Source organism: Phocaeicola sp. RTP21359st1_B8_RTP21360_211022 (assembly GCF_040911965.1).
GTDB classification, from domain to species: Bacteria; Bacteroidota; Bacteroidia; order Bacteroidales; family Bacteroidaceae; genus Phocaeicola; species Phocaeicola vulgatus.
On sequence record NZ_JBDFXP010000007.1, the window covers coordinates 27,539 to 40,637 of the forward strand.

Sequence of the window (13,099 nt, forward strand, 5' to 3'; positions counted from 1 at the left end):
AAGAGCAACCCCTTAGAGATTGCTCTTTCATAAATCTTTATATCGCCGTTTACAGAAGAATTAAGCTGCTTTTGCTTTAGCAACAATTGCTTTGAATGCTTCCGGATGGTTCATAGCTAAATCAGCTAACACCTTACGGTTGATTTCGATACCTGCTTTGTGCAATGCACCCATCAATTTAGAATAAGACATTCCTTCCAGACGAGCGGCAGCGTTGATACGCTGAATCCACAAAGCGCGGAAATTACGTTTCTTGTTCTTACGGTCACGGTATGCGTAGGTCAAACCTTTTTCCCAAGTGTTTTTTGCTACTGTCCATACATTCTTTCTTGCACCAAAGTAACCTTTGGTAAGACCTAAAATTTTCTTTCTTCTTGCTCTAGAAGCAACATGATTTACTGATCTTGGCATAGTTTTAATTCTTTTTGAATGTTAGCGCCACTGTTTCACACGGTGAACTTAAAGCTAAAGACATTCGGTTAATACTTTAAATAATACGTTTACGCTTTCGTTGTTTTTAGATTACTTCATGCAAAGCAATTCCTTAACCTGATCCAAGTTAGCATTAGCTACTAGACCTGAGTGTACAAGGTTTCTTTTCTGCTTTTTAGTCTTCTTAGTCAAAATATGACTGTGAAAAGCGTGCTTTCTTTTGATTTTACCTGTTCCGGTAAGAACGAATCTTTTTTTAGAACCGGAGTTAGTCTTGATCTTTGGCATCTTGTTTTTAATTTTAAATTATTATTCAAATGGTGGTAACGCACTATACCGGCGCGTTACGCACTCTTTTTTCATTCTTTTGTTTCTACTGCCTTTTTCGGATTTTCCTTTTTAGCAGTATCCGTTTCTGCCTTCTTCGGAGAGCCCGCTTTCTTCGGAGCCAAAGAAATAGTCATTCTCTTACCTTCCAACAAGGGCATCTGCTCTACTTTTGCATATTCTTCCAAGTCATTCGCAAAACGAAGCAACAATACTTCGCCTTGTTCTTTGAAAAGAATGGAACGACCTTTAAAGAACACATATGCTTTCACCTTGTCTCCGTCCTGCAAGAATCCGATGGCATGTTTCAACTTGAAGTTGTAGTCATGATCATCTGTTTGAGGTCCGAAACGGATTTCCTTTACGTTTACCTTTACCTGTTTAGCCTTTTGTTCCTTTTGACGTTTCTTTAATTGATAAAGAAATTTAGAATAATCAATAATTCTACAAACTGGAGGAACAGCATTGGGTGAAATTTCAACTAGGTCAGCCTCATGATCCTCAGCCATTTTTAAAGCTTGAGCTATCGGATAAACTGCCGATTCTACATCGTCGCCCACTATGCGGACTTCTTTGGCACGAATCTGTTCATTGATTCTGTGTTGCCCTTTTAAACTGTCATTCTTCATTAAAAAACTTTTAGTTCCTGTTTGTTTCTTCTTATTTTAATTAGTATTTCTTTATCTTAACGCAAAAGAATACATAAAGGTTTAACAATGCGCTCTTTTGCAAACGGCTGCAAAGTTACCATTTATTTATCATATTAGAAACTTCTTCGGCAAGATTTTTTCCGAATTCTTCTATTTTCATGGTTCCTTTGTCGCCTTCGCCCTGCTTGCGGACTGCAACTTCACCGTTTTCAGCTTCTTTCTCGCCTACAATCAACATGTAAGGAATACGCTTCATTTCATTGTCACGAATCTTACGGCCGATTTTTTCATTACGGTCATCCACAATAGCACGAACATCGAATTTTCTCAGTTCCGCTTTCACTTGTTCCGCATACTCATTGAATTTCTCAGAAATAGGCAGAATAGCTACCTGGTCAGGAGTCAGCCACAGCGGGAATTTACCGGCAGTATGCTCAATCAATACGGCAACAAAACGTTCCATTGATCCGAAAGGCGCACGGTGAATCATTACCGGACGATGCTTTTGGTTATCTGAGCCCATATATTCCAACTGGAAGCGTTCGGGCAAGTTGTAGTCTACCTGAATTGTTCCCAATTGCCAGCGACGACCGATAGCGTCTTTCACCATAAAGTCCAATTTAGGACCATAGAATGCAGCCTCACCATATTCCACTTTCGCAATCAGGCCTTTTTCTTCGCAAGCTTCAATAATGGCCTGTTCGGCTTTTTCCCAATTCTCATCACTACCGATGTACTTTTCGCGGTTCACCTTGTCACGAAGAGAAATCTGAGCTTCCACATTCTCAAAATTCATAGACTTGAACACAATGTTGATGATATCCATCACGCGAAGGAATTCTTCCTTCACTTGGTCGGGACGACAGAACAAGTGAGCATCATCTTGTGTAAAACTGCGCACACGGGTCAGTCCGTGCAATTCACCACTTTGTTCGTAGCGGCATACGGTTCCGAATTCCGCGATACGCAACGGCAGGTCCTTATAAGAACGTGGAGAATTCTTATAAATCATACAGTGATGAGGACAGTTCATCGGTTTCAGGAAATATTCTTCCCCTTCTTCGGGTGTATGAATAGGCTGGAACGAGTCCTTACCGTACTTGGCGTAGTGTCCGGAAGTGATATACAGGTTCTTGTTGCCAATAGGCGGACACATTACTTCCTGATAATCATAACGGGCCTGGATACGGCGCAAGAAATCCTGCAAACGGATACGCAAGGCAGTACCTTTCGGCAACCACATGGGAAGTCCCTTGCCCACCATATCGGTAAACATGAACAAATCCATTTCCTTACCTATCTTACGATGGTCGCGTTTCTTGGCTTCTTCCAGCATTACCAGATATTCGTCCAGCATTTTCTTCTTCGGGAAAGTTATACCATAAATACGTGTCATCTGCTTGCGGTCTTCCTGTCCTCTCCAATAAGCACCGGCTACAGAAAGCAGCTTGATAGCTTTGATAGGAGCGGTAGAGGTCAAGTGAGGACCACGGCAAAGGTCGGTAAACGCACCTTGTGTATAAGTGGTGATGTGTCCATCCTCCAGTTCGGAAATCAATTCACATTTATAAGTTTCACCTCTTTCACCGAATTTCTTCAACGCATCCTCTTTAGCGATGCTCTGACGCACCAATATCTCTTTCTTTGCAGCCAACTCGGCCATCTTGGCCTCGATAGCGGGTAGATCTGCTTCCTTAATGATTGCTTCACCCGGGTCTACATCATAGTAAAAACCGTTTTCAATGGCCGGACCGATACCAAACTGAATGCCCGGATAAAGTTCTTGCAATGCTTCGGCCAGCAAGTGGGCACTAGTATGCCAGAAAGCATGTTTGCCCTGTTCGTCTTCCCATTTATAAAGAACGAAGTTTGCATCTTCATTGATAGGGCGAGATAAATCAATCGTTTCACCGTTCACGCCACAAGCTAAAACATCTTGTGCCAGCCGTGAACTGATACTTTCTGCAATCTGCAGACCAGTAACTCCTTCGTTATATTCGCGAACGGAGCCGTCGGGGAATGTTATCTTTATCATAATCTTCTATTTATATTCTTTCTTGAGGATGCAAAAATAACGAAATCTTTTTGACTTATCCTCTTTTTAGCAAAAAAATGTTATTCTTTTCGTTCCGTAAAGCGTTTGATGATATTGTAAGCAGAGAAAAGCCCCAACTCACCTGCTTTACTCAGGTCCTGTATACCTTGCCTGTTGTTACCCAAGAAAATATGTGTCAAGCCGCGATTGAAATAAGCATCCGCAAATTTAGGATCCAACTGGATGGCTCTGTCATAATCAACAATTGCCGCACGATAGTCTTTCAAGATAGAAAGCACATTACCTCTATTATAATAAGCATAGACAAAATCCGGAGCCAGCTCAATCACCTTGTCCAAATCGCGCTTTACCATTTCATAGTCCGCAGCTTTCACTGCACTCTTCTCTCCCGGACCGGCTTTCAAATCATACTCTTTTTCCATCTTCTGGTATTCCAGCTGCTTATAACGGATGAGAGCACGGTTGAAATAAACCGGGAAGAAATGATCTTCTATAATAATAGCCTGATTCAAATCTTCAATGGCACTTGCAAAATCCTGCACCAGATAAAAGTCCAATGAACGTGCAAAACGTTTGTTCACATCATTCGGATCAGCCACAATGGCAGCAGTCTGTTCGTCAATGGATGCAAAATGTTTTGTAGCTTGTTCTTCCGTCAGAGGAGCTTCCTCATTAGTTATAATCAGACGGCCGGGAAGTACTTTCTGATTATTCAATGTTTCAATGAACTTATAATAGTTGACCTGCCGTTTCACATCATCGTGCTTTTCATAATAGGTAAGCACGAACATGGGCTGGGGAACAATATTCACATTCTTATCCTGCACGCGTCCACGATAGTCACTCTTATATTTTTCTTCTCCCTCTTCGTTGTCGGCAACCACTATCTTACGATAGTTGTTCATGTTCTTGTCGGACTTCTTACGGGTTTTATTATTCTCCGTATTATCGGCAGTCTGCTTATTAGGATCTACTCCGTTCTGTTTATCCAACTGTGCTTTCAACACCTTGAATTCATCTGCATCAGCACCTTTCACATCCCCTATTTTCCTACGCGCCTGCGCTCTGTACTGATATCCCAGCAAGAAATTGGGATATTCATTTATCACCGTAGAATAATCTTTAATTGCCCCTTTATAATCTCCTGTCTGATCCAACAACAGACCACGGTTGAAAATAGCCATCATATTGTCAGGCTCCATTTCGATAACAAAATTAAAGTCTTGAATAGCCCGGTTGTCATCTCCTACTTGTGCACGTAACAAACCCCGGTTATAATGGCCGATGAAATTATTGGGATCAATATCCAATGCAATATCATAGTCACTCATCGCTCCTCTCAGGTTATTCTGATGGTAACGGGCCAAAGCACGGTTGATATAAACACCTGAATTCCGGGTGGACAGACGGATGGCATGATCAAAATCGGCTTCCGCATCTTTATATCTCTGCTGTTGCAGACGAAGGATAGCACGGCTGGCCCATGTATCTGCATCATAACGGTCTATTTCAATCGCCTTGCCAAAGTCTTTTTCGGCAGCCAAAGTATCTTTCTGCTTCAAATCCACCTCACCACGCATCAAATAGGCCTTTGTATATCGGGGGGAAATGGCGATCAGCTTATCCAGATCATTCTTCGCCCCCTTATAATCCTCCTGCCTGATACGGCAAAGGGCCATATTATGCCATACCCCTATGTTCTCAGGATCAAATTCCAACGCCTTGGTATAATCTTCTATAGCTCCCGCAAAATTATTCTGCTGGATCCGTGCCAATCCACGCACCTGATAAGCACTTACCACAAACGGATTCCTCTCAATAGCTTCCGAACAATCACTCTCCGCCCCCTGAAAATCATCCAAATTTATCTTCGCCAGACCTCTATAGAAATAAGGATCAGACAAATAAGGCTTTGCATTAATCACCTGATTGAAATATTGAATCGAAAGGACATAATCCTCAAAATAAAGCGCATTACGCCCTATCGCCATCACCCTGTCCGTATTTATCTGTGCCGAAGCCACTACAGGGAACATTATTAATAATGTATAGAGTATCCGTTTTATCATTTTGTATTTATAAAAATACGGTTTTCCCACAAATGCGCCACTAGTGGCGCATAGATCAAAATTGCGGAGTTATCATTTTATAGTCTTGACCTTATAGGAGCAACGCGCCTTGCCCTTCAGCATGGCCCCCAGCTTTCCTTTAATCATCTGTTTGCGTAATGCAGACAAATGATCAATGAACATTTTTCCGTCCAGATGATCAAATTCATGCTGCATGACCCTTGCCAAATAGCCTTCCACCCACTCGTCATGTTCTTTCAGTTCCTCATCCAAATAAGTCACATGAATACGGTCCGGACGTTTCACCGTTTCATGGATACCGGGCAAACTCAAACAACCTTCTTCCATGCTGACTTCCTCTCCACCCACTTCTAAAATATGAGGATTTATATAGGCACGGCGGAAATCCTTGAATTCGGGCAAGTCATCAGACATCACATCCAAATCAATAGTTACAACACGAATAGGCAGACCTATTTGCGGAGCAGCCAAGCCCACACCATCTGCACGATTCATGGTTTCAAACATATTTGCTATCAACTCTTTCAAATTAGGGTAATCCGGGGTAATATCCTCTGCTTCTTTACGCAACACCGGTTGTCCGTACACATAAATAGGTAATATCATTTTTCTTAATCTGTTTTTATTTATTAAATATATTTCTTCGACTCCAAATAAGACTGTAAGATTATCGTAGCACTGATTTCATCAACCAAGGCTTTGTTCTGCCTGTCTTTTTTCTTCAAGCCTCCATCCAACATGGCTTGGTGGGCCAATACGGACGTAAACCGCTCGTCAACAAACTCTACCGGTATATCCGGTAATTTTTTCCTTAGTTGATTGACAAAAGGGACAATATTACGCATATTTTCCGACTCCTGATTATTCATTTGCTTAGGATGCCCCACAATGATGCGTTCCACAGGCTCTTTTTCCACATATTTCAGAATAAAGTCCAGTAGTTGGTGTGTAGGAACAGTCGTCAACCCGTTTGCAATAATCTGCAAAACATCCGTCACAGCCACACCTGTGCGCTTTTTACCGTAATCTATCGCTAATATTCTACTCATATAGTTTGCAAAAATACAAATTTATTCCATACCTATTTTATATATAAAGATTAAAATATGCTTTTTCAACTGTTTTTTCAAAAGGAATGATTCATTTCGTTTAATTTTATTTGCTATTTAAAAAATAGTACTTATTTTTGCACCGAATATGTGGCTTAACGTAGAGGCCGCATAATTGTTAAATCGAAACAAGTATTTGTTATAAAATGAAAAATCAGAGCTCTTCCAAAGGAGTTTCATATAGATGTTTGTTGTATTGTATAGCTATATTGTTGCTTGTTATGATTCCATTAAAAAGTTTCAGCCAATCAACAGGAGAATTAACAACAGATAGTCTTGTAAAAATGGGATTTGAAAATGTAAGATGGACAGATACTCCTGAAGAAAGAGTTTATGTGGTTGAAAACAGTGCTTACAAAATTCAAGCGTTGGGTATCAGAAAGGCTGTAGATATCATACAGTCGATGGGATTACCCAAGGACAAATCTTGTAAGTTGATTGTTACCAACTATAATATACCTCAGGTCTCACTGACCTATCAGCCTCTTGCCGGTGACACAACAGTGGTAAGCGGTGAAGACTGGAAAGTCAGTTATGATATAGGTGACAGTTGGGACAAGGTGAAGAAAGAAAAGAAAAAGAACAGTTCGCTGTTTAAAGTAGATATTATGGTATATCCTCAATTATCATATATGAATATGATTATTACACAAATATATCAGGTGTTATTTGACTTAAGCCCAGCTATTGAAGTTTCCTTATGGCCAGGAAGTAAGTTAACAGGACAGATAAAGATACCTGTGTATAACGATGGATATGGGATATTGGAAGATAAAGTTCATCCGGGACATATAACCCTTTCCCAGCGTTTCCGTCTGCCATATAATATATATGGGAAAGCAACTATAGGCTATTTTAATGCAGACAGATGGGGAAGTGATTTATCATTGTTTTATCCGTTTAAAGACGAACGTTTCTCTATAGAAGCACGTATTGGTTATGTAGGTATAGGTTATTGGAATGGCTTCAAGCTACATTATGATACGAAAATGACAACAACATGGACAATTGGAGGAAACTTTTATTGGCCGAGATATAATACACAATTTAGCTTAAAAGGAGAAAGATATTTATTAGGAGAAAAAGGTATCAAGTTTGAAATGATACGTCATTTCCGATATGCGTCCATAGGTTTTTACGCAATGAAAGCAGAACATGCCAACAGTAATGGTGGATTCAGGTTTCAAGTCGCGCTTCCTTTTTATAAAAACAAAAGACATAAATATATACCGCGTGTAAACTTCTCAAATAATATGGGAATTATTTATAACGCAGGAAATGAACGAAAATATTATAAACAATATAAAGCTGAAACGAGTGACAACATAATGGAAAGTAATAGTTTTAATCCATATTTTATTAAATCAGAATTATTAAAATTTTAATTTTATCGAGATGAAAAAAAACAAATTTTTAAGTGGTTTAAGTGCTAAATTGGCACTGGCCATAGTAGCATTGACAACAACAATGTTTACTTCTTGTGAGAAGGAAAATATTGGAATTGAGGTTACCCCCGTAAATGCAAAATTTATTATAACCCCCGTGGTTATTGATGCGACTACAGGTACAGATGTAACTCAAAGTGCAGAAATTTCTTTCAGTAAAGGTAACGGAACCTACGAAGGTACACCTGAACTAGCTAGTGAATCCATTAATATAAATGCAAAATACAAGGGAATGACTGGTTCTGCATCAGTTACTATTCCTGCACTAAAAGCAGGTCAATTCGGTGCAAAAGAAGTTACTATTATCTTAAGCGAGAATTTCTTTGCACAAGAAGAAAGTAGTAATTCTCAAATAGAAACAACTAAACACAGTGGGTTCAAGGATAATACCAGTGATTATTGGTATTACATTACAGTAACTTACACTAAAAAAGAAGGTAGTGAAGTTATAAAGAACGATTATGAGGGAGACGACAGCGAAATAAATAACATTATAGATGCTTATGATAAAGGTGTCCGAGAAGACAAAGTGACTCTAAATGATGTACAGGTATTAGCACATTCCCGTTTTAGTGTTTTTGTGGACTATATGAAAACAACATCTGTTTATCAGATATTCGAAAAATCACCTAAAAGAGATGGAAATCCTGTTGCAAGCTTCACAGTCGATTCTTACAATACTATAGTTTCTCCTAAAAATGAGCAAATACCGGGTCATGGACATGCTCCAAGTCACGGCCACGGTCATGGACATGGAGATGACAGCAATGCCGGTGGTGGTATTATTATTGCAGACTAATAGCCAGTTAATATTTTGATTTAATCACTAAAAACATAATATAATGAAATATAAATTTTTAACCCTGTCTTTATTATTGGCAGGCGTATGTGCAACAACAATTAAAGCACAAGAAACTAATTATTATACTCCGAAATGGAGCGATAATATTTTTATTAGCGTAGGTGGTGGTATACACTCTGTAGCAAACGATGGATTTAACAGAATATCTCCGAATTTCAGTATTTCGCTTGGTAAATATATTACTCCGACTTGGGGAATACGCGGTCAAGTGAACGGAATATGGCAAAGTTTATGTTTACAAGAAATTGGCTATCACGAACACAACAAGAACTATGTTGGAGCGAATATTGATGCAATGGTAAACTTGTCATCTTTATTTGCAGGCGCTAATCCTAACCGTTTCTTTGAAGTTTATGGTTTTGTAGGTCCTCAGTTATCTGTTGCAAAATCTGCAAATGTTGTTTATACTTACGATGGCAACACAGGTGAAAGAACTGGTGTTTCTACATCCGGTGAAGCAAAAGCTAAAGCTCGTATAGGCGCTTCTGCCGGTTTAGGTTTAAAGTTTAACTTAAACAATAAATGGGCTATCGATGTTGAAGCTCGTGGTGCAATCGCTCCTTCAATCTTCGGTAACATCAGCGATCACCGTAAGGCAGAAGGTACAGGTATGATCACAGCAGGTGTAAGCTATACTTTTGGCGGCAAGAAGTTTGCTAAAGTTGAAGACCGTGTAGTAGAAAAAGAAGTGATCAAGGAAGTGGTTCGTGAAGTTCCGAAAGAAGTAGTCAAGGAAGTGATTAAAGAAGTTCCTAGCGCTGCAGAAGTTGCTATCTTCTTCAAGATCGGTAAAGCAAAGATCAGTCCGGAAGGCATGGTTAATGTACAGTTAATGGCTAAAGCTATCAAAGCTAATCCTAACGCTAAGTACAAAATCGCAGGTTTCGCTGATAAAGCTACAGGATCTGCTTCATTCAACCAGACTTTGTCTGAAAAACGTGCTCAGGCTGTTTACGATGCATTGGTTGCAGAAGGCGTAAAAGAAAGCCAACTTGAAAAAGTTGCTATGGGTGGAACAGACAATATGTTTGGCAAGAACTATCTGAACCGCGTAGTTATTCTGGAAGTAAAATAATCATTGCTACCTGATAAAACTCTGATAAATTAAAGAAGGGGGTATCGTAACAAACGATGCTCCCTCTTTTTTTTCTTCAACTGCATTTTAATCACACAAACAGCAACAGCAAACAAACCGTATAACAAGAATCTACGAATCTCGGCTATACAATTCCGGAAACTTGAGGCAACATTTACCGAATCTTGTAACAAGATACCGGGCTATATCACAAACAAAAAGCTTTTTTAAAATACTCCCAGGATATATAAGCAAAGGGCATATAATGTTGCAGGTGCAAGATATATATCTTGCACCTGCAACATTACACAAACAAAAGCATTTACTTATCTTCAATAGACCAGCTTCACATTGTCAACCCAAAGCGTATTTCCGGGAGAACCGATAAAAGCTCCCCCATGACTGGACGAAAATTGCAGTATCATGTGGGTAGGATTCTCATTGGCCCCCGCCCATCCTGTTTCTTTAATCAAGACACTTTCTCCCTTACTATTTCTAGTATAATCTCTCTCTCTCAACCCCATCGTTTCATGATCATAAGACGGATGCTTGGTTATATCACCATACAGCACTTCATAAGTAGCACCATTCACCCAACCATCCGAGTCCTTATCATACTTCACCACCATAGTTCCTACCCTCTTCGCAGTAATATTTCCTTCAGCGTCCTCCATACGTTTTTGCAAAAAGAAAACAGTTATCGCACAATCCTGCCCTGCCACCTGACCTTTCTTGCTGAAGCCTGTCAACCGGATACGATCTTTCTCACCAGACATCTTTACCTTATAATCATAACGGACAGCTTTGGGACGTTGGGTAAAAGGAACTCCCCAATTCATATTCTTCTCAGCATTCTTGGTTCCTGTTATCGGCTCCAACATATCACCCAAATAAATGGATCCGGCTGCCAATACAGTAATATTCACCATTCCCAATACCTTGACGCTCTCTATATGCGTTTCCAGACGAGCACAATATCCATTGTCCCGTTTGTCCCTGTAAACAGAATTATTTGTTTTAACAATGCCCACTACCTTAGCCATCACATTAGAGGTTCCCCAAGGAGACCCTCCCATATTCTTATAAGGTTTGTTACCATCTATTTCCTTTGTAGGGCCTATCTCATAAAGAAGTTTGGTATTGCCGCCTATAACACCGGACTCATGAACCTTACGGATTATCCACTGATCCATATCTCCGTATTTAATAGGTACCACCTTTTCCTGGGCAAAGCCATACAGCGGTGCTATAGCCAAAAGAGCAGCGACCGATAATCTGCCATAATATTTCATACCCTTAGTTTTTATTGTTGTTTAGAACCGGCAAAGCTATAAAAAAAAGCGGCAACTTCACAGTTGCCGCTTTTAATAAAGAAAAATAGACTATATTTTCTTCTTAATTTACCAAAAAGAAATCATTAATATACTCTATATAGTAACCATGCCTTTTGGAAATCGTCACGGTTAGGATATTTTGCCTTAAATTCCTCCTTTGCCTGAGTAGCCTCCGCACGGTCATCGTATGAAGATGCTATAACGCGATACGTATTTCTTTCAGCATTATAAACCACTTTGGCATTATAGCCTTGGCCATCCAAATATTGTTTCAGACCTTCCGCATTCGCTTTCACGCCAAAGCTACCACATACTACGCTATATGCTTTTAAGCCGTCACCTGAAACCAGTTCTACTTTCTCTTCGCGAACCGGACCGGCAACAGGAGCAGTTGTCACGGGGGCAGATACTACCGGAGCAGCTTCAACCGGAGTCGCTTCTACCTGATCGGCAGGAGCTTCAGCCAATTCCTGTTGTTTTGCCTTTTCATAAGCCTTCTTGTAAGCACTTTCGCTAGATTTACATGAGGAAAATGCCAAGGCTACGCACAATCCCATACCCAACACAACTAATTTTTTCATGATTACTCAATCTTTTATAAATTAATACTCTAGTTTAATTCCATTATATTGGTGCAAAAGTAGCAATATATCAACAGCTTTCACAGCAAGAACGGAGTTAAATTTAGTTAATCAGAGAAGAATCTCCAATTTCTATTCAAAAATAGACAAAATAAACAACAACATTCAGTTTTATTTGTTAGATTTGTAAGGTACAAAAAACAAAAAACTATGAAAGGATTAAGTATTTTAGCTGCATTCCTAGGCGGAGCCGTAGTTGGTGCAGCAGCCGGTATTTTATTTGCTCCTGAAAGCGGAGAAGACACTCGTAGCAAAATTGCTGATGCTTTACGTAAAAGAGGTATCAAATTAAGTCGCACAGATATGGAAAATCTGGTCGATGAAATTGCAGCCGAGGTAAAAGAATAAGCAACGCCCACAAAAGTGTATTGTCATTCCGGATACAAGTCCGGAATGACAATAATTTTTAAATCAAAACTCCACGCATGTTTGCAAACGATAAAAATATAGATAATCTGCAACAACTTCTGGCAGAGCTTAAAAAGTACGCAGAGTTACAAAAGGATTATGTAAAACTACATTTAGTAGAAAAACTTACTATACTGATATCAACCCTCATCCTTGTCTTTATATTATTGATATTAGGTATTATCGCCCTTTTCTACTTATCATTTACATTGGCCTATGTACTCGCACCTCATGTAGGCGGGCTTATGGCCAGTTATGGAATCATTACCGGATGCATTATTCTGCTGATTCTGTTAATCGTTTTATTCCGCAAACGGCTGATTGTTCAGCCTATGGTAAATTTCCTTGCCAACTTGCTTTTAAATGACAACTGATTATGAAAGAGAATACTCCTAATAAAACGCCCATCATCACTTTGGAAGTGATAGCACAACGAAAAGCTGAGAAGTTGGAAGAAGTACAGCAAGCTAAAAAAGAAATGGTACAAACCATACATGAACTTTTTGCGCCTGTAGAACACAAAGGAGGCGTAGAAGGCATTATGCAACATATCAATACAGGAATCGCCGTTTATGACGGAGTACGGACCGGTATCAAGATCATGCAAAGAATCAGAGGATATTTCCTGAAAAAAAAGAAATAACTTAGTATTAACCACAACATTTTATCC

15 protein-coding genes are annotated in these 13,099 nt (G+C 39.6%); 6 read left to right on the plus strand and 9 right to left on the minus strand.

Features of this window, described 5'->3' with window-relative positions; translation table 11 throughout:
• Nucleotides 1–60: 60 nt before the first annotated feature.
• The 7 genes from rplT to ruvX all read right to left on the minus strand — a co-directional run bounded on the left by rplT (nt 61) and on the right by ruvX (nt 6,604).
• Nucleotides 61–411, minus strand: a complete 351-nt coding sequence (gene rplT / locus AB5062_RS05145) for a 50S ribosomal protein L20 (protein WP_005847114.1) — start codon at nt 409–411, stop codon at nt 61–63.
• A 111-nt stretch (nt 412–522) separates the two neighbouring features.
• Nucleotides 523–720, minus strand: a complete 198-nt coding sequence (gene rpmI, locus AB5062_RS05150) for a 50S ribosomal protein L35 (RefSeq protein ID WP_005851390.1) — start codon at nt 718–720, stop codon at nt 523–525.
• Between the two features lie 71 nt (nt 721–791).
• Entirely contained in the window at nt 792–1,388 is a 597-nt protein-coding gene (gene infC, locus AB5062_RS05155; protein ID WP_005847112.1) for a translation initiation factor IF-3, read from the minus strand.
• A gap of 115 nt (nt 1,389–1,503) precedes the next feature.
• Nucleotides 1,504–3,444 carry a threonine--tRNA ligase gene (gene thrS / locus AB5062_RS05160; RefSeq protein ID WP_368326849.1) on the minus strand — a complete coding sequence of 647 codons (1,941 nt, stop codon included), beginning with the start codon at nt 3,442–3,444 and terminating at the stop codon, nt 1,504–1,506.
• Nucleotides 3,445–3,524: 80 nt separating this feature from the next.
• Complete coding sequence (locus tag AB5062_RS05165) at nt 3,525–5,534, minus strand: tetratricopeptide repeat protein (RefSeq protein WP_005847108.1); 2,010 nt, start codon at nt 5,532–5,534, stop codon at nt 3,525–3,527.
• Nucleotides 5,535–5,606: 72 nt separating this feature from the next.
• Nucleotides 5,607–6,161 (minus strand): peptide deformylase, encoded by a 555-nt coding sequence (gene def, locus AB5062_RS05170; protein WP_016270694.1) that lies wholly within the window; start codon nt 6,159–6,161, stop codon nt 5,607–5,609.
• Nucleotides 6,162–6,184: 23 nt separating this feature from the next.
• On the minus strand, nt 6,185–6,604 hold the full coding sequence (gene ruvX, locus AB5062_RS05175; RefSeq protein WP_008671433.1) for a Holliday junction resolvase RuvX: 420 nt from the start codon (nt 6,602–6,604) through the stop codon (nt 6,185–6,187).
• A 206-nt stretch (nt 6,605–6,810) separates the two neighbouring features.
• Here ruvX and AB5062_RS05180 point away from each other — a divergent pair, with 206 nt between their 5' ends.
• Genes AB5062_RS05180 through AB5062_RS05190 form a run of 3 tightly spaced genes read left to right on the plus strand, consistent with a single transcriptional unit; the run spans nt 6,811 to nt 10,046 of the window.
• On the plus strand, nt 6,811–8,049 hold the full coding sequence (locus AB5062_RS05180; RefSeq protein ID WP_008782197.1) for a hypothetical protein: 1,239 nt from the start codon (nt 6,811–6,813) through the stop codon (nt 8,047–8,049).
• A 10-nt stretch (nt 8,050–8,059) separates the two neighbouring features.
• Nucleotides 8,060–8,908, plus strand: coding sequence for a DUF3869 domain-containing protein (locus AB5062_RS05185; RefSeq protein WP_032952368.1), 849 nt, complete (start codon nt 8,060–8,062; stop codon nt 8,906–8,908).
• 43 nt (nt 8,909–8,951) lie between these two features.
• Nucleotides 8,952–10,046 (plus strand): OmpA family protein, encoded by a 1,095-nt coding sequence (locus tag AB5062_RS05190; RefSeq protein WP_032952366.1) that lies wholly within the window; start codon nt 8,952–8,954, stop codon nt 10,044–10,046.
• 332 nt (nt 10,047–10,378) lie between these two features.
• Here the strand turns inward: AB5062_RS05190 and AB5062_RS05195 are convergent, their stop codons facing one another.
• Both AB5062_RS05195 and AB5062_RS05200 read right to left on the minus strand, forming a co-directional pair.
• Nucleotides 10,379–11,338 carry a PCMD domain-containing protein gene (locus AB5062_RS05195; RefSeq protein ID WP_032952365.1) on the minus strand — a complete coding sequence of 320 codons (960 nt, stop codon included), beginning with the start codon at nt 11,336–11,338 and terminating at the stop codon, nt 10,379–10,381.
• Between the two features lie 125 nt (nt 11,339–11,463).
• Nucleotides 11,464–11,961 (minus strand): SPOR domain-containing protein, encoded by a 498-nt coding sequence (locus AB5062_RS05200; RefSeq protein WP_005847093.1) that lies wholly within the window; start codon nt 11,959–11,961, stop codon nt 11,464–11,466.
• 210 nt (nt 11,962–12,171) lie between these two features.
• Here AB5062_RS05200 and AB5062_RS05205 point away from each other — a divergent pair, with 210 nt between their 5' ends.
• The 3 genes from AB5062_RS05205 (at nt 12,172) to AB5062_RS05215 (ending at nt 13,072) form a co-directional block, all read left to right on the plus strand.
• Entirely contained in the window at nt 12,172–12,369 is a 198-nt protein-coding gene (locus AB5062_RS05205) for a YtxH domain-containing protein (protein ID WP_005847090.1), read from the plus strand.
• Nucleotides 12,370–12,446: 77 nt separating this feature from the next.
• Nucleotides 12,447–12,803, plus strand: coding sequence for a phage holin family protein (locus AB5062_RS05210; RefSeq protein ID WP_005847087.1), 357 nt, complete (start codon nt 12,447–12,449; stop codon nt 12,801–12,803).
• Nucleotides 12,804–12,805: 2 nt separating this feature from the next.
• Nucleotides 12,806–13,072 (plus strand): hypothetical protein, encoded by a 267-nt coding sequence (locus AB5062_RS05215; RefSeq protein WP_005847085.1) that lies wholly within the window; start codon nt 12,806–12,808, stop codon nt 13,070–13,072.
• Nucleotides 13,073–13,099 lie beyond the last annotated feature (27 nt).

What these genes read in the sequence shown, in the direction of transcription:
- rplT (WP_005847114.1), bottom strand. Translation starts at nt 411, where the DNA reads ATGCCAAGATCAGTAAATCATGTTGCTTCTAGAGCAAGAAGAAAGAAA.
- rpmI (WP_005851390.1), bottom strand. Translation starts at nt 720, where the DNA reads ATGCCAAAGATCAAGACTAACTCCGGTTCTAAAAAAAGATTCGTTCTT.
- infC (WP_005847112.1), bottom strand. Translation starts at nt 1,388, where the DNA reads ATGAAGAATGACAGTTTAAAAGGGCAACACAGAATCAATGAACAGATT.
- thrS (WP_368326849.1), bottom strand. Translation starts at nt 3,444, where the DNA reads ATGATAAAGATAACATTCCCCGACGGCTCCGTTCGCGAATATAACGAA.
- AB5062_RS05165 (WP_005847108.1), bottom strand. Translation starts at nt 5,534, where the DNA reads ATGATAAAACGGATACTCTATACATTATTAATAATGTTCCCTGTAGTG.
- def (WP_016270694.1), bottom strand. Translation starts at nt 6,161, where the DNA reads ATGATATTACCTATTTATGTGTACGGACAACCGGTGTTGCGTAAAGAA.
- ruvX (WP_008671433.1), bottom strand. Translation starts at nt 6,604, where the DNA reads ATGAGTAGAATATTAGCGATAGATTACGGTAAAAAGCGCACAGGTGTG.
- AB5062_RS05180 (WP_008782197.1), top strand. Translation starts at nt 6,811, where the DNA reads ATGAAAAATCAGAGCTCTTCCAAAGGAGTTTCATATAGATGTTTGTTG.
- AB5062_RS05185 (WP_032952368.1), top strand. Translation starts at nt 8,060, where the DNA reads ATGAAAAAAAACAAATTTTTAAGTGGTTTAAGTGCTAAATTGGCACTG.
- AB5062_RS05190 (WP_032952366.1), top strand. Translation starts at nt 8,952, where the DNA reads ATGAAATATAAATTTTTAACCCTGTCTTTATTATTGGCAGGCGTATGT.
- AB5062_RS05195 (WP_032952365.1), bottom strand. Translation starts at nt 11,338, where the DNA reads ATGAAATATTATGGCAGATTATCGGTCGCTGCTCTTTTGGCTATAGCA.
- AB5062_RS05200 (WP_005847093.1), bottom strand. Translation starts at nt 11,961, where the DNA reads ATGAAAAAATTAGTTGTGTTGGGTATGGGATTGTGCGTAGCCTTGGCA.
- AB5062_RS05205 (WP_005847090.1), top strand. Translation starts at nt 12,172, where the DNA reads ATGAAAGGATTAAGTATTTTAGCTGCATTCCTAGGCGGAGCCGTAGTT.
- AB5062_RS05210 (WP_005847087.1), top strand. Translation starts at nt 12,447, where the DNA reads ATGTTTGCAAACGATAAAAATATAGATAATCTGCAACAACTTCTGGCA.
- AB5062_RS05215 (WP_005847085.1), top strand. Translation starts at nt 12,806, where the DNA reads ATGAAAGAGAATACTCCTAATAAAACGCCCATCATCACTTTGGAAGTG.